This window comes from Nocardia sp. CWNU-33 (assembly GCF_046764895.1).
Taxonomy (GTDB): Bacteria; Actinomycetota; Actinomycetes; order Mycobacteriales; family Mycobacteriaceae; genus Nocardia.
In genome coordinates this window covers 437,808-453,728 of the sequence record NZ_JBKOQN010000001.1, presented here as the reverse complement: position 1 = coordinate 453,728, position 15,921 = coordinate 437,808, and the positions used below count along the sequence as shown (strand labels likewise).

The window sequence follows — 15,921 nt, the reverse complement described above, 5'->3', positions numbered from 1 at the left end:
GAAGAGGGTTATGCGACCCGGACGACTCAGTGGCCGGAGCTACGGACGCCGAGTAGCACGTCCTCCCAGGACGGCATCGGAGCCTTACCGCGCTTGGTCCGATTGGACTTCGCGGGCGCGGCCTTGCCGTTGTTGGGCTTGGCGGTCTCCTCGGTGGAGGCCGCAGGAACCTTCGAAGGAGCCGGAGCCTTCGGCGCGGCGGGCTCGGACGGGACAGTGCCTGCGCTCGGTGCCGGGGTTGCGGTGGTCGAAGTACCCACGGCGGGTGCCGTGTTGGTTCCGGCCGCTACGGCAGGCGCAGTACCGCTCGCAGCCGGAATGGCGTTGGTGCTCGCGGCGGCCGGGATGGCGGTGCCGCTGCCACCCGCGACGACGGAACGCTGTTCGTAGTACTCGTCCAGCATCGGCTGGTTCTGCCGGGCCGCGGTCCGCGCAGCCGGGGCCGCTTCCCTAGCCGGTCGGGCTTCGGCAGGGCGAGTTTCGGCCGGCCTGGTCTCGACTGGGACCTCGGGCGCGGCGGGCGCCTCGATCTCGGCCTGCGGCGGAAGAATCGTGGCCAGCCCGCGTAGCGCGCGACCGAAATCGGGATCGATCAGATCGGAGGCGGGATCGTCGAGGGGCGACACCGAACCGCCGTGGGCATCCGGCTGGTAGCGCCAGTGCGCCGTAATGTCGGAACGGCCATTCTGCCACTGCAGTTGGGCGACCCAGAAGCCTTTCTCGTCTTTCCAGGCATCCCATTCGACGCCCTCGATATTGTGCCCGCGCTCGGTGAAGGCGGCGGTGACGATATCGATGAGGGTTTCCACCGCGGGGCCGTCGGCGCGGACCGGATGCGCCTTCTGCGCGAGTTCGGCGGCCCGGGCGCGCTCCAGCAGCACGGGGTAGGCGAACCGCTCGACCCGACTGGCCGGCATCCCGGACTCTTCGGTGACCTGTTCAACGGAGGCTCCGGACCGGATACGAGCTTGAATATCGCGAGGACGCATAGTTGCTTCCATTTCGATCTCAATCTGGCCGAATCGGGCAAGGTCTCCGCGGGCTGCGGCTCGAAGCTTGTCGTCGGCGGGCAGCCGGTACTTGGTGCCGGTCTCGGTGTCGATACACACGATGTGCGTGGAGTCGGGCGTCACCCCGATCACTCGAAGTTCACGCACCGTTACCTCCTTATCGCGTCGACTCGCGACACCGCCCACTTTCCGAAACAGTAGTGCACTACTGATGATCTCGAGGCAAGACACGCGGCACGGAAATCGGGCAATAACCGGCCGTGCCCCGCTAATCTGCTCTGTTCGATTCGCCGCGCGTGCTCGCACGGCGTGTCGAGCGTGGCGTGTCTGTGTTTTTTTGGCAGCGCCTTCGGCGCTGCGTGTTCGCGGCCCCCTTGGTCTCGCTTCCGAGCCGTCGAGACTCGCGACTTCGTCGCATGCGCTTCGACGGCTCGGAAGCGAGACGGGCCGCGAACTCTAGTGCTCGGTCTCGCTGCGCTCGGAAGGCGTCATCGTGCCGAGTGGGTGCGTCTGTGGGGTCTTGCGATTTTGTTGTCGGCGCTTCGGGTGTTCGGAGGCGAGATGGGGGTCGCGAACTTGGTGCTGGGTCTTGCTGTGTTCGGAAGGCGTCATCGTGCCGAGTGGGCGCCTTTGTGGGGTCTTGCGTTTTGTTGTCGGCGCTTCGGGTGTTCGGAGGCGAGATGGGGTCGCGAACTTTGGTGCTGGATCTTGCTGTGTTCGGAAGGCGTCATCGTGCCGGATGGGTGCGTCTGTGGGGTCTTGCGATTTTGTTGTCGGCGCTTCGGCTGCTCGGACGCGAGACGGGGCGAACTCTTTTGCTGGATCTCGCTTCACCCGGAAGGTGTCATCGTGCCGAGGGGTGCGTCTGGGGGTATTGCCGCGTCTTTGTTGGATGCGCCCCGGGTACTGAACGCTCGGCCACTGGGTGTGCGTGGTTACGAACGGGTGTGAGCGGTCACGAACGCCGTTGTTCGGACTCGCCCATTGGTTGGTGCTAGGCCAGCTTCTCTACGACGTAGTCGATGCTGCGGATCAACTGGCTGACGTCTTCCGGGTCGATTGCCGGGAACATGCCGACGCGCAGCTGGTTGCGGCCGAGCTTGCGGTAGGGCTCGGTGTCGACGATTCCGTTGGCGCGCAGCACCTTCGCGACGGCAGCCGCGTCGACCGAGTCGGCGAAGTCGATGGTGCCGACGACCTGCGAACGGTGTGCCGGGTCGGTGACGTACGGCGTGGCGTACTCGCTCGACTCGGCCCAGGAGTACAGGCGCGAGGATGAATCCAGGGTTCGCTTGACCGCCCAGTCCAGGCCACCGTTGCCGTTGAGCCACTCGATCTGGTTGGCGAACAGCAGCAGGGTGCCCAGGGCGGGGGTGTTGTAGGTCTGGTCCTTGGTGCTGTTGTCGATCGCGATCGGCAGCGAAAGGAACTCGGGGGTCCAGCGACCCGAGGCCTTGATCTCCTCGACGCGAGCCAGTGCGGCGGGGCTCATCAGCGCGACCCACAGGCCGCCGTCAGAGGCGAAGCACTTCTGCGGTGCGAAGTAGTAGACGTCGGAGTCGGAGATGTTCACCGGCAGACCGCCGGCGCCGGAGGTGGCGTCGATGGCGATGAGGGCGTGCTCCGAACCGGCCGGGCGCTGCACGGGGATCGAGACGCCGGTGGAGGTTTCGTTGTGGGCCCAGCCGATCAGGTCGACCGACGGGTCCGACACCGGCTCCGGCGCGCTGCCCGGCTCGGACGAGACCACGATCGGATCGCCGATGAAGGGGTTGCCCTTGGCCACCGCGGCGAACTTCGAGCTGAACTCACCGTTGGTCAGGTGCAGCGAACGCTCGCGGATCAGGCCGAATGCGGCCGCATCCCAGAACGCGGTGGTGCCACCGTTGCCGAGCACGACCTCGTAGCCGTCGGGCAGCGCGAACAGCTCACGCAGTCCGCTGCGCACCCGCGCAACCACATCTTTGACCGGTTTCTGCCGGTGACTGGTTCCGAACACCGAGGCGCCCACCTCGACCAGGGACTGCAACTGCTCCGGTCGTACCTTGGAGGGGCCACAGCCGAACCGTCCGTCGGCAGGCTTGAGATCGTCGGGAATCGTCGGGAACGCAGTGGTCATGGCACATAGGGTAGACGGTGGTATTGCTGTGTCGCTGACCACACTCCAGCTAACGTTGACGCCCATGAACATGGCGTCGGCTAACTCGGGGTGGCTACTGCGCAGTCGACGATCACGCAACTTCGGACTACGCGCCGGATCGATGTCGGATGCGCAGCGGCGGGAGTTGCTGATCCGGGGAGCGCAAGGCTCGGCAACGATCTTGGGGGTGCGGCCGCGGCGCAGCGAGCCGGGTCATGTGTTCTGGGTTCGGGTGCACATCGACGGGGAGATGCCCTACGAGACCCGGGTGCGCCAGCGTATGCGCGAAGACGACCTGGACTGGATGCAGCCCGGTGATGTCGTGTGCTGCCGGGTCGATCCGGGTGACCGCGACCGACTGGTGTTGTACGTGCCCGATCTCGCGGAGGCCGAGCGGGCGAGCATTTCGAAGATCCTGTCCGACGGCCGCCGCGCCGACGCCACCGTGCTTGCTGCCGCACCGGTCGCGGCCGACTACGGCGGCCGCGACGACCCGGTGCTTCGCCTCGACCTCGAGCTGCATGCCTGGGACGAGCCGAAGCCGTGGCGGGTGCGCCTGGTCCAGCCGGTTCCGCTGGCGGCCATCGGTCTCGTCGATCTCGGCCAGCATCTCGAGGTGGCCTTCTTCACCGTCGACCGCGGTGACTCGGTGGCTGTCGACTGGCTCGCCTCACTCGGCGAGGACTAACCGCGCTCCGAGGCCAGGCGGTCCGCGAACCGCGGCAGTCATCGTGGTGGTGTTCGCGGACCTGTTCATGACGTTGGCTATCTGGGTGTCAACCCCGGTATCCAGGCTCGCCCGGGAACGGGACATGGCTGCGGCAAACCTCGAGGAGCCGCTCGATCATGTCCCGTTCCCGGGCGATGCTGCGTTTGTCAGGCGGTGGCCGAGGGCGAGACTCGGCTAAGGGCGTAGCCGGTGACGGCGATGAGTGCGTTCTTCGCCGACTCGCGGTTGCGGGCGTCGATCATCATGACCGGGACGTGGTCGGGCACCGACAGGGCATCGCGGATGGCCGCTTCGGGGAATTTCGGCCCGTCGTCGAACTCGTTGACGGCGACAAGGAAGGGCAGGCCGAGCTCCTCGAAGTAGTCGACCGCCGCAAAGCTTTCATCCACGCGGCGGGCATCGACCAGCACAATCGCGCCGATCGCACCGAGGCTGAGGTCGTCCCACATGAACCAGAAGCGGTGCTGGCCGGGCGTGCCGAACAGGTAAAGCACCAGGTCATCGGCCAGGCTGATGCGCCCGAAGTCCATTGCCACCGTGGTGGTGTGTTTATCGGGAACCGGCGAGGTGTCGTCCACTTCGGCGCTCAGATCGGTGATCACCGCCTCGGTCCGCAACGGCACGATATCGGATACCGCGCCTACCAGCGTGGTCTTGCCGACACCGAACTCACCTGCGATCACGATCTTCGCCGAGACGGCGCGGGTTCCGGAGGAGGGGGCTACGGATTCGGGTGCGGTCATCGAAAGTCCTCGGCTGCGAATGGTTTCGACGAACGAGTAGCCCGGCCGTCGCGTACTCCACGGTCATAGTTCTTGAGGCCGTCCCGTATCGCTGCGGGATCGGGACGGCTGTCGGTATCGAGTTCCTGAGCCGCCGGCGGCGGCTCCGCACCGCCCGGCACCAGGTGGTTTCCCGGCTCCCGCAGTGGCAGCCCGGCTCTGGTGCGCAGCGTGACCGGCTGATCGGCGGCCCGCTGCGCGGCCGACCACCCCTCATCCGCCGCTGAGTTCCAACTCACCGGCGCCTCCTCCCGGCCGGCCTCCGGATCGGCGAGCCAGGCCGAGATCATGCCCGCGAAAATCGGTGTCGCCGATTCTTGCGCGGCCGGTGCGGGTTTAGCTGGGGCGGCAGAGGCCATGGATATCGCAGAACTGGTGTTCGGTGCGGTGGCCGGGCGATCGGAAGCGGTCGCGTTCGGTGCGTGTTCGGCGTCGCTGGTGCTCGCTGGAGTCGAAGCAATAGGCGAGCGTGCTCGATCGGCACCCCGGTTCACGGGTCCGGCCTGCGGCGCCATGGGTGCCACCGGCTGAGCTCGCGCATCGGGATGCCTGGGTGGTACGGCGGTCGCGGTGCGATCGGCGATTGCGTCGAATGTCGGTGGTGCCGCCTGATCGACGCCGGATGCGGTGCCAATGGGTGAAGCAGGAGGCGTCGGTGTCCGATGGGGCCTGAGCGGGGTGAGTGCGGCCGGTGTGGTGAACGGTGCCTTGTGGGCGTTGGGTGCGGTATTCGTGTGCGCTGTGTGGGTTGTATTCGCCGAGGGGGATGTGTTCGGCGATGCGATCGGGGTCGCCGGGGGTGTGGCGTTCGTAGGTCGCGAAGAGTTCGGGGTCGGTTCGTTCTTCGTCGTTGGCGAGGCAGCATAGGTTGCCGCATTGCCGGGAGTGCCGGTGGTGCCGACGGGGCGTGCGGCGTTCGGTGTCTGCGCAGCGTTGGGAGTGGTTCCCGAAGTGGAAGCGGTGGTAAAGGCTGCCGCGTCGCGGGTGACAGGTGTGGGCTCCGGCGATCGCCAAGGGGCAGGCGGCGCGGTTCTCGCCCACGGCGTAGCGGCCTCGACCGCCATGTCGGCGGTTTCGTTCGTGGGTGGTGTGGCGTTCGACGTTGCGTTCGTGGGTGGTGTGGCGTTTGACGTTGCGTTCGTGGGTGGTGTGGCGTTCGACGTTGCGTTCGTGGGTGGTGTGGCGTTCGACGCTGTGCTCGTGGGTAGTGCAGTGTCCGACGCTGTGCTCGTGGGCAGTGTGGTTGTCGACGGTGTGCTCGCAGGTGACGCGGTTGCCGATGCTGCTGCTTGGTCGGCGGCCTTCGCGAGTGCCGACGAGATCGGTGTTGCGGCAGCGTCCGTGGCAGGGGTGAACTTCCCCTGCGGTGCCGGGTTCCGACCTGCCGCCATGTCCAACTGCGGTACGGCTATCCCGCGAGGTGGCGGGGTCGGGCTTGTGGTCTTGTCGTGTTGTGGTGCGGCTGTGTTCACCGGTGGCGGGGTCGGGCCTGTGGTCTTGTCGTGTTGCGGTGCGGCTGTGTTCGCCAGTGGCGGCCTCGGGCTTGCCGTCTTGTCGGGCAGCGATCCGGCTTTTTCCACGGGTGGCGGGGTCGGGCCTGCTGCCTTCTCGGCGTTCGATCCTGGTTTCACCGGTGCGGCTCGGAAGAACGACGCGGTCTGGGAGACCCGGTATTGCTGGGTGTCCATGTCCGCGTTGTTCGGGGCGGTCGTGTTGGACAGTGGCGTGTTCGGAGTCGCTGTGCCCGATGCCACTGAGGTCGGTGCCGCTGTGGCCGACGTCGTTGAGGTCGGTGTCGCCGTGGTCGGTGTCGCGGGCGCCGTGGTCGGCGTCGGGGCCGGTGGTCTGGTCGGTGACGTGGTGGTCGGTGTCGCCGTGCGGGGTTCCGCCGGTGACAGTGCGGCTGCGCGCAGGCTTGCTGCCTGGTTGCGTGCGCCCCTGCGGTTGGCGCCCGGGACTCGTTTGGGCAGACCGTAACTGGTGATCATCGGTGCCGCCTGCGGTGCCGCGGCCGGTGGTTCCGGAGCGGGGCGGGGGGTGAGCGGTTGCTGGCCGATGCCGCTTGCCTGCGGTCTCGGGAGTCCGGCAGGACCGGTGAGCAGGCTCTTCGGCTTGTTCGGCAGCGACTTGTCGACGACCGGCGGCACCGGGGTGCGGCCGGTGTGCAGCGTGTCCCGGTGGACCTGGATGACCTGCGCTCCACCCGCCGGAGTGTCACGCTCCTGCGGCGGCACCGCGATCAGGGGCGCGGGGATGTGCAGGCTCGCGGTGATGCCGGGATTGAGTGCGCGGTCCTGGGTACGGCGCAGCCGCACCGTGATGCCGTGACGTTCGGCAAGTCTGCCGACCACGAACAGACCCATTTGCCTGGTCGTCGCGAGCGTGGCCGTTGCCAAGGTCGCCAGCCTGCGGTTGATCTCGTCGAGTTCGCCAGGCACGATGCCGATGCCCGCGTCGATGACCTCGACCAGCAGGCCGCCCTCGGAGGTTCTGCTGTAGGCGAAGGTCACTTCGCTGTCCGGCGGCGATGCGCGCAGCGCGTTCTCCAGCAACTCGGCGATCAGGTGCACCAGATCGGTGGCCGCGGTGCCCGTCACCCAACCATCGGGTGCCGCACCGGTTTTCACCCGCTGATAGTCCTCGACCTCGGAGCCTGCGGCGCGCAAAATGTCGCGTACCTCCACCGGCCCGGACCGGTCGTGTCGCGATTTGGTGCCTGCGAGCACCAGCAGGTTTGCGCTGTTGCGTCGCATGCGGGCGGCCAGGTGATCGAGCCGGAACAGCTGGTCGAGCCGCTCGGGATCCTTCTCCTCGAACTCCAGCGCGTCGATCATGCTCAGCTGGCGATCGACCAGGGTCTGGTTGCGCCGGGCCATGGTTTCGAACATGTCGTTGACCTGGTCGCGCAACTGTTGTTGCTGGGCAGCGAGTTTGAGCGCCTGCGCGTGTAGTCGGTCGACTGTGCGGGCGATCTCGCCGATTTCCTCGCCGGTGTGCACCGGCACCGGATTGACCCTGATGTGCTCGAGTTGGGCGCCGAGGCTGATGCGCTCGACCTCGTCGGGCAGGTCGCGATCGGCGAGCTTGGCCGCGCCGGCGCGTAGTCGGCGCAGCGGCAGCAGCAGTGATCGGGCGACGAGTAGACCGAACAGCAGCGCCGCGATCAGCGTGCCGAGCACCACGACGGAGGCCTTGATCGCCGCGGTTCGGGAGGCGTCGACAACATGGTCGACGTCAGCGAAGATGCGCTCGACGGTATCGCTCGCGAGCTTGGTGTACACGTCGCGGGATCCGAGCGCCAGATCGCGTAGGTCGGGCAGCTCCACCTTGCCTGTCTCGATGGCCTCGTCGATCGCGGCCTTCAGGATGACGTTGTTGGGGCGCACCACCCGGTCGAGTTCGGGTTTGGCGGAGGGCAAGTCGCGTTCGACGGTGTCGGTCAACGTGCGGAAAGAGCCTTGCACGGCATTGAAGTCGTTGACCTTCGAAGGATCCTGCATCGCCGACATCGCGACCATCAGGAAGTTGAAGCCCTCCAGCTTGCCGAGCAGCAGATCGAACAGCTGGACCTTCCCCATGACGACCGAGGGGATCTGAATCGGCGTGAGCAGCCGGTCGACGGTGCCGACCGCCTCACGGGCGATCATATTGTTCAAGCCCACCGCTTTGAGCGGATCGCCGCCGCCGCCCCTGCCGCCTGCGCGGATGACCTCGCTGGTGGCGGTCATCTCCCGCAACGCCGTGGCGACCGTCGGATCGATCCCCTCGCGCCCAGCACGCACAGTGGCCTCGGTGATCGCGGTGGACAGTTCGACCAGGTCCTGGTCGGTGGTGGTGCCGTAGACCTGCCCACCGGCGACGGTCGAGGCCGCCGACTCGAGTGCGGTGATGGCGGGAATGTCGGAGATGCGGTCGGCCGCATCGGTGTAGCTGGAGTAGTCGTTGAAGAACACCGTCAACCGGAGGCCGCCGAGCAGCATGGCCGCGGCGAGCGGAACGGCAACGGCCGCGGTGACTTTCCAGCGAACGCGCCACTGCTCGAGGTTCCGCAACCGAGTGTGCGCGATCACCGTCTGCGCCACCCTCATACCGCCTTCCGCTCGGATCGTACCGATCCGGTCGCATCGCCATTCGGCGAAATGTCCGGTGAGCAGCCGCGATCCGCCAATCAGTACCGCCGGACATAGTCCGTCAGCATCGGTACCTTACTGGCTGGATGCCTGCAGTTCCCACGTTTGGACGGATCGTTGTGTGAACCGTGCGAGGAGTCAGAGGCGCACTGAGGTGAAGCCGGCCGACCGCAGGGCAGGCAGCGCGGCGCTCATGCCCGGGGCGCTGCCGGACTTCGGTCGGCGCATATGGGCCAGTGAAATCGCGCCGGGCGCGGTGGCCCCCGCCGCACGCATCGAAGGTCAACGATCTGCTTGCCGGTTGCCGCGAAACTGCTGGTGATACCACGCATTTCCACGCCCACAGTTGGGGCGGGGTGCCTGCATGCCTGGCGGCGGGCGTGACAGCGGGCGGAGCCTGGGGTGCCGCGGTCACCGGTTCGACCGGTGCACCGGCGGCATTCCCACCGGTGGTTGTTGTGGTGGTATTCGATTGCGCGGTGGGCAGATTAGCGTTGTCCGCGCTACATCCGGCGGCCACACTCGTCACCGCTGCAACACCGATGCCGAACATCCGCCGCCGTGACACTCCACGACTCGACATCCCCGTAAGCCTCTTTCGACGCGCGTCTCGCCGGGGATGCGACGCGAGCCGAACCTCGTGGCAGGCAACAGATCCCGCCGCAACGTCCGGCTCGCGGGTTTACCCCTGGTGGAACCGAGCAGTCGAACTATGCGTGGTGCAACCACGCTCGAATCGGAAGCAGGCGTAAGGCGAATCAGGAGTGCGAGACCGTGGCCCAACCCGCGACGTCCTCGGGGCGGCGCGGCGCGGGGCCGGTGTAGATGGCGGCCGGGCGGACCAGCTTGCCGAGCTGCTTCTGCTCGAGAATGTGCGCACACCAGCCCGCCGTACGACCACAGGTGAACATGGCGGGCATCATGTGCGCGGGCACCTCGGCGAAGTCGAGGATGACCGCGGCCCAGAACTCGACGTTGGTCTCGATGGCGCGGTCCGGGCGACGCTCACGCAGCTCGGCGAGCGCGGCCTGCTCCAACGCGGCGGCCACTTCGTAGCGCGGGGCGGCAAGACGCTTGGCGGTGGCGCGCAGCACGCGGGCGCGCGGGTCCTCGGCCCGGTAGACCCGGTGGCCGAAGCCCATCAGTTTTTCCTTGCGGTCCAAGATGCCCTTGACCAAAGCGCGTGCGTCACCGGTCTTTTCGACCGCCTCGATCATCGGAAGCACGCGCGCGGGCGCACCGCCGTGCAGCGGGCCCGACATCGCGCCGATCGCGCCGGACAGCGACGCGGCGACATCGGCTCCGGTGGAGGCGATCACCCGTGCGGTGAAGGTGGAGGCGTTCATGCCGTGCTCGGCGGCGGAAACCCAGTAGGCGTCGATGGCCTCGGTGTGCTTCGGGTCCGGGTCACCCTTCCAGCGAGTCATGAACCGCTCGGTGACGGTGTTGCACTCGTCGATCTTCCGCTGCGGTACCGCGGGCTGGTAGATGCCGCGTGCGGACTGCGCCACGTAGGACAGCGCCATCACCGAGGCGCGGGCCAGGTTCTCGCGCGCGGTCTCGTCGTCGATGTCGAGCAGCGGCTCGTAGCCCCAGATCGGGGCCAGCATCGCGAGGCCGGCCTGCACGTCGACGCGCACATCGCCGGTGTGCACCGGCAGCGGGAACGGCTCCGCGGGCGGCAGGCTGCGACCGAACTCGCCGTCGACAAGTAGTGCCCACACGTCCCCGAAGGTCACCCGTCCGAGTACCAGGTCCTCGATGTCGACGCCGCGGTAGCGCAGCGCGCCGCCGTCCTTGTCCGGCTCGGCGATATCGGTGGTGAATGCCACGACACCCTCGAGGCCGCTGACGAAATCGCTCGGTACGGTGGCCTGCCCACCGGGAACCGCAGGGCTGGTAGTCATGTTGTGACTCTCCTTGCACATCGGGTCGCATGCTCGCGGGGAGAAAGGGATGTGTTTCACCCAGCACATGCCGATCACGAAAACCTTATCTCCTTGCTACCGCGGAGTAACGTCTGGCCCATGCGTGACCTGGACAATTCATCTGCCGGCCAGGAAACGGCCGAAAACTTCGCAACCACGGCTGCCGCGGTGGCGCGAATATCGACGGATCCGGCCGTGCTGCGGGCAGCCAGCGACCTGGCGGCGATGCGTGCCGAGTACGGCGGCATCCCGTTCGGCAGTGGTGAAGACACCGATCTGGACGAAACGTGGTTGGCGGGCGGTTGGGAACCGCTGCTGCGCCACTGGATCGAACAGGCCACCGCCGTTGGCATCGCCGAACCCAACGCGATGGTGCTCGCCACCGTGGCATTGACCGATGCCGGTCCGCGGCCGGTCGCGCGAACAGTGCTGTGCAAGGGTCTGTCACCCGACGGCGTGACCTTCTATACGAACTACGACTCGGCCAAGGGCGCCCAGCTCGCCGCCGACCCGTTCGCGGCCGCCACCTTCGTCTGGCCTGCGCTCGGCAGGCAAGTGCACGTGCGCGGCACGGTCGAATTGGTGCCCGCCGAGACAACCGCCGTCTACTGGCGCTCCCGCCCGCGTGACTCCCAGCTCGGTGCGTGGGCCTCGCAGCAGTCGCGGCCGATCGGATCGCGGTCCGAGCTCGATCGGATTCTCGCCGAGACCACCGCCCGCTTCGCCGAGGTCGACGACATTCCGGTGCCGCCACACTGGGGCGGCTATCTGCTGCGGCCCGACGAGGTGGAGTTCTGGCAGGGCAGGCGCAGCAGGCTGCACAACCGGATCCGGGTCCGCATCGAGAGCGACGGGATGAAGGTGCAGCGCCTGCAACCGTGAACAAGTGATGAATATCGCGTCGAGCCGGCCGGGTTCGACTCGATACGCTCTCGCCGGTGAAGCTGCTTGCCGACACGACCCCGCTGCGCTATCCGGACTATCGGCGACTGTGGTCGACCAACGTCGTCACCGTCATCGGGGCGCAGTTGGCGGTGGTCGCTGTACCGCAGCAGATCTATCAGATCACCGGTAGCTCGGGCTATGTCGGTCTGGCCGGGCTGTTCGGCCTGGTGCCGTTGATCGTGTTCGGCCTGTGGGGCGGCGCGCTGGCCGACGTGATGGATCGGCGCAAATTGCTGCTCATCACCAATGCGGGCACCGGAGTGACCGCGCTGGCCTTCTGGGGTCAGGCCGCCGCCGGACTGGACAACGTGTGGGTGGTGCTCGGCCTTTTCGCCATGCAGCAGGCCTTTTTCGCGGTGAACCAGCCGACTCGCAGCGCGACCATTCCCCGGCTGCTGCCGCCGGAACAACTCGCCGCGGCCAACTCGCTGAGCATGACCGTCCAGCAGGTCGGCGCCATCGCAGGGCCGGTCCTCGCGGGCGCGCTGATCCCGGTGGTCGGGCTGCCCACGCTGTATCTGATCGATGCGGTCGCCCTGCTCGCCACGGTGTGGGCGGTGTGGAAGCTGCCCGCGTTCCCGCCGACCGGTACTGCAACCAAGGCCGGATTCCGCACGGTCCTGGATGGTTTCGCCTATCTGGCGACGCAGCGCATCCTGCTCGCCTCGTTCGCGGTGGATGTGATCGCGATGGTGTTCGGCATGCCGCGGGCACTGTTCCCGCAGATCGCGCAGGAGACTTTCGGCGACCCGGCGACCGGCGGCGTCGCGCTCGGCTTGCTGTTCGCGTCGATGTCGGTCGGCGCGGTGCTGGGTGGCGTCTTCTCCGGCTGGATCCCGCGCATCCGGCGGCAGGGCCTCGCGGTAGTGATCTGCATCGCACTGTGGGGACTCGCGATGATCGGGTTCGGTTCGGCCGTCGGCTTTACCGGGCATGGCCTCGGTCTCGGGCTCGGCCTGTGGATCGCGCTGGGCTGCTCGGCCTTCGGTGGTGCGGTCGACATGATCTCCGCCGCGCTGCGGGTGACGATGCTGCAAACCGTGGCCACCGACGAGATGCGCGGCAGGCTGCAGGGCGTGTTCATCGTCATCGTTGCGGGCGGTCCGCGTATCGGTGATGTTGCCCACGGTTTTGCTGCGGCGGGCCTGGGTACCGCCGTGGCGGCGGCGGGTGGTGGCGTGCTGGTCGTCGTCGGCGTAGTGCTCGCCGCGCTCGCCTTCCCTGCTTTCGTCCGCTTTTCCGTGCGCAGGTCGCACTCCGAGCCGGTACCTGCGGTGAGTGAGCGCAACGAGTGAACGCTGCGCGCAGCGCGGGTGCGCTCCGACCTACTCATCGGTACGGGTGTCGAAACCTCACGCGTGGAGATCACGTTTGTGAGCTCGCTCGGTGGGCACCCTCGTTCTCGGGCAGTGCGAGCAACGACTAGCGTCTAGGTGAGAGCACCGCCGTGCCGACGCACCCCGATGCCGACGGTCCTAGCCTGAGAGGGATCCTTCTGTGCCCGAAAAAGACCACATCAACGACGCCAAGCCGGTGTTGAGCTACCCCGGTGGCGAATATGCCATGACCGTTGCCGAAGCCAAAGAAGGCAATGACGGCATCGACCTCGGCAAAATGCTGGCGAGCACGGGATACGTCACCTACGACCCCGGTTTCATGAACACCGCGCCGACCAAGTCGGCGATCACCTACATCGACGGCGAAGCGGGCATCCTGCGCTACCGCGGCTACCCGATCGAACAGCTCGCGGGCACCTCGACCTTCATCGAGGTCAGCTACCTGCTGATCTACGGCGAGCTGCCGACGCAGGCGCAGCTGGACGATTTCACCGATCGCATCCGCCGCCACACCCTGCTGCACGAGGACCTCAAGCGGTTCTTCGACGGCTTCCCGCGCAACGCGCACCCGATGCCGGTGCTGTCCTCCGCGGTGAACGCGTTGTCGGCCTACTACCAGGATTCGCTGGACCCGCGCGATCCCGAGCAGGTCGAGCTATCCACCATTCGACTACTGGCGAAGTTGCCGACCATCGCGGCCTACTCGTACAAGAAGTCGGTTGGCCAGCCGTTCCTCTACCCGGACAACTCGCTGAGCCTGGTCGAGAACTTCCTGCGCATGACCTTCGGCTTCCCGGCCGAGCCCTACGAGGTCGACCCCGAGATCGCCGCCGCGCTCGACATGCTGCTGATCCTGCACGCCGACCACGAGCAGAACTGCTCCACCTCGACCGTGCGCCTGGTCGGCTCGTCGGACGCGAACCTGTTCACCTCGGTTTCCGGTGGCATCAACGCGCTGTGGGGCCCGCTGCACGGCGGCGCCAACCAGGCTGTGCTCGAGATGCTCGACGGCATCAAGGAGCAGGGCGGCGACGTCAAGGAGTTCATCCGCAAGGTCAAGAACAAGGAAGACGGCGTGAAGCTCATGGGCTTCGGGCACCGCGTCTACCGCAACTACGATCCGCGCGCCTCGATCGCCAAGAAGCATGCCGACTCGATCCTGAGCAAGCTCAACGGTGACGACGAACTGTTCGACATCGCGAAGGCGCTCGAAGAGGCCGCGTTGACCGACGAGTACTTCATCTCCCGTCAGCTGTACCCGAACGTCGACTTCTACACCGGCGTCATCTACAAGGCCATGGGCTTCCCGACCCGGATGTTCACGGTGTTGTTCGCCATGGGCCGGTTGCCGGGCTGGATCGCGCACTGGCGCGAAATGCACAGCGAGCCACTGAAGATCGGGCGCCCGCGTCAGATCTACACCGGTTACGGTGCCCGCGATTACCACGAGATCACGAACCGCTGATCACATTTTCCCACCCATCACCTATCGAAGGGGATAGCCGAATGACCAAGCCGGAGATCGAGTTCCAGGCGGGCCCCGCGCCCACCGAGCTGGTTGTCAAGGACATCATCGAGGGCAAGGGCACCGAAGCGGTGCCCGGCGGCAATGTCGAGGTGCACTACGTCGGCGTCGAATTCGAATCCGGCGAAGAGTTCGACTCCTCCTGGAACCGCGGCGAGTCCATCACCTTCCCGCTGCGCGGCCTGATCCAGGGCTGGCAGGACGGCATCCCCGGCATGAAGGTCGGCGGCCGTCGCCAGCTCACCATCCCGCCGGAGCTGGCCTATGGCCCGGCTGGTGCGGGCCACAAGCTCTCGGGCAAGACGCTGGTCTTCGTGATCGACCTGCTGAACGCCAACTGAGCGAAAACCCTTACTGCGGCCCGTGTTCCACTTCGGTGGACACGGGCCGCAGTTGTTTCGCACCGAATCTCGACTGCTATGCAACGAGTGGCACACCAGCGCGAGCGCTACTCGACGTTCGCCGCAGCCATGTGCCACTCACCGAGTTGCTGACTCGGGAGGGCTGTCGGAGGGCCGTTGCGGCGGCGGTTGGTCGAGGGCCGGTGCGGTCGGCTCGAGGTCTACCAGTTCGTCTTCGGCCGGATCGCCGGAGTTCGCGGGCCATCCGTATTCGTCTACAGCGCAAGACGAACCATCCGACCGATAGAGGGTCGGCGTGCTATCCGTCGGGGCCAGTTCGAGTTTCATGACCGTGTCTTCGTGGAAGATCGCGAGCAGCGCTTGTACCGAGGGGGCGATGTCGCGCCGTGTCGAATCCGTCTCGGACATCGACCTAGGTTTCCGTTGCCGACGCAGGAAGATCGGCGAGGTTCAGCAGCGCCACCCAATAGGCATCGCGCAGCGCGTCCCACAGGTCGTGGTGACCGGGGAATGCGTCACGGACTGTCGCGAGATCCGGGGCAGCCGACTCATCGAACAACACCAAGCCCGGCCCTGCGAGGGGCAGCGATTCGCCACCCGGCCATCGGTAAGCCACCGAGGCGTCGGCCCGGTTCTGGATACGCAGAATCCGACAATCGTGTCCGATCAGCCGCCAGGTGACGACCTTCCGTCCGTCGGCTGATTCGGTGGTACGCAAGCGATCTCGGCGCATCATCGCTCCTCGTGGTTGGTGCGCCCGATGCCGGGGGAGCGCACACCCCGGCACCGAGACGATTCGGAGGCTGCGGGTTGGCCTGCCCGCTCGCGCATCGCGTGTGCGAACCTGTCGACCACATCGGTTGATGCGCCCACATAGGCGGTTGGCGGCCCGGTGAACGGGTGTCGTTGGGGAAGATCGCTTTTCGGCATCTGCCGACCTCCGTGGGATGGCTACGGATAGGTGCGCCAGGAGAGACCGTGAGGGAAGGGCAATCCCTGCTCCGGGCGCATGATCAGCACAGCACCGGGTTC

General features: G+C 66.8%; 12 protein-coding genes. 5 read left to right on the top strand and 7 right to left on the bottom strand.

Annotated elements, in window-relative coordinates; all coding sequences use genetic code 11:
* Positions 1–26 precede the first annotated feature (26 nt).
* Together sepH and serC are read right to left on the bottom strand one after the other, a co-directional pair.
* Positions 27–1,157, bottom strand: a complete 1,131-nt coding sequence (gene sepH, locus ACLMAL_RS01445; RefSeq protein WP_411997416.1) for a septation protein SepH — start codon at positions 1,155–1,157, stop codon at positions 27–29.
* A gap of 847 nt (positions 1,158–2,004) precedes the next feature.
* Positions 2,005–3,129 (bottom strand): phosphoserine transaminase, encoded by a 1,125-nt coding sequence (gene serC / locus ACLMAL_RS01440; protein WP_406236056.1) that lies wholly within the window; start codon positions 3,127–3,129, stop codon positions 2,005–2,007.
* A 64-nt stretch (positions 3,130–3,193) separates the two neighbouring features.
* On the opposite strand from serC, the gene ACLMAL_RS01435 reads away from it, so the two are divergent.
* Positions 3,194–3,838, top strand: a complete 645-nt coding sequence (locus ACLMAL_RS01435) for a hypothetical protein (protein WP_411997415.1) — start codon at positions 3,194–3,196, stop codon at positions 3,836–3,838.
* Positions 3,839–4,026: 188 nt separating this feature from the next.
* Here ACLMAL_RS01435 and ACLMAL_RS01430 read toward each other — a convergent pair whose 3' ends face one another.
* From ACLMAL_RS01430 to ACLMAL_RS01420, 3 genes are all read right to left on the bottom strand, one after another.
* A complete protein-coding gene (locus ACLMAL_RS01430) occupies positions 4,027–4,623 on the bottom strand; it encodes a GTP-binding protein (RefSeq protein WP_379059144.1) in 597 nt (198 codons plus the stop codon).
* A complete protein-coding gene (locus tag ACLMAL_RS01425; RefSeq protein WP_411997414.1) occupies positions 4,620–8,750 on the bottom strand; it encodes an ATP-binding protein in 4,131 nt (1,376 codons plus the stop codon). The genes ACLMAL_RS01430 and ACLMAL_RS01425 overlap by 4 nt, the downstream gene beginning before the upstream one ends.
* 800 nt (positions 8,751–9,550) lie before the next feature.
* Positions 9,551–10,699, bottom strand: a complete 1,149-nt coding sequence (locus tag ACLMAL_RS01420) for a citrate synthase 2 (RefSeq protein ID WP_328408933.1) — start codon at positions 10,697–10,699, stop codon at positions 9,551–9,553.
* 51 nt (positions 10,700–10,750) lie between these two features.
* Here ACLMAL_RS01420 and pdxH point away from each other — a divergent pair, with 51 nt between their 5' ends.
* From pdxH to ACLMAL_RS01400, 4 genes are all read left to right on the top strand, one after another.
* Positions 10,751–11,602 (top strand): pyridoxamine 5'-phosphate oxidase, encoded by an 852-nt coding sequence (pdxH, locus tag ACLMAL_RS01415; protein ID WP_411997413.1) that lies wholly within the window; start codon positions 10,751–10,753, stop codon positions 11,600–11,602.
* Between the two features lie 56 nt (positions 11,603–11,658).
* Positions 11,659–12,960: an MFS transporter gene (locus ACLMAL_RS01410; RefSeq protein ID WP_411997412.1), complete on the top strand. Its 1,302-nt coding sequence runs from the start codon at positions 11,659–11,661 to the stop codon at positions 12,958–12,960.
* A gap of 202 nt (positions 12,961–13,162) precedes the next feature.
* Positions 13,163–14,467: a citrate synthase gene (locus ACLMAL_RS01405; protein ID WP_328408937.1), complete on the top strand. Its 1,305-nt coding sequence runs from the start codon at positions 13,163–13,165 to the stop codon at positions 14,465–14,467.
* 41 nt (positions 14,468–14,508) lie between these two features.
* The gene (locus ACLMAL_RS01400) at positions 14,509–14,868 is read left to right on the top strand and encodes an FKBP-type peptidyl-prolyl cis-trans isomerase (RefSeq protein WP_328408939.1); all 360 of its coding nucleotides are present in this window, start codon (positions 14,509–14,511) and stop codon (positions 14,866–14,868) included.
* A 138-nt stretch (positions 14,869–15,006) separates the two neighbouring features.
* On the opposite strand, the gene ACLMAL_RS01395 is transcribed toward ACLMAL_RS01400, so the two are convergent.
* Both ACLMAL_RS01395 and ACLMAL_RS01390 read right to left on the bottom strand, forming a co-directional pair.
* Positions 15,007–15,297: a hypothetical protein gene (locus ACLMAL_RS01395; RefSeq protein ID WP_411997411.1), complete on the bottom strand. Its 291-nt coding sequence runs from the start codon at positions 15,295–15,297 to the stop codon at positions 15,007–15,009.
* A 4-nt stretch (positions 15,298–15,301) separates the two neighbouring features.
* Entirely contained in the window at positions 15,302–15,622 is a 321-nt protein-coding gene (locus tag ACLMAL_RS01390) for a hypothetical protein (protein ID WP_411997410.1), read from the bottom strand.
* Positions 15,623–15,921: the final 299 nt, after the last annotated feature.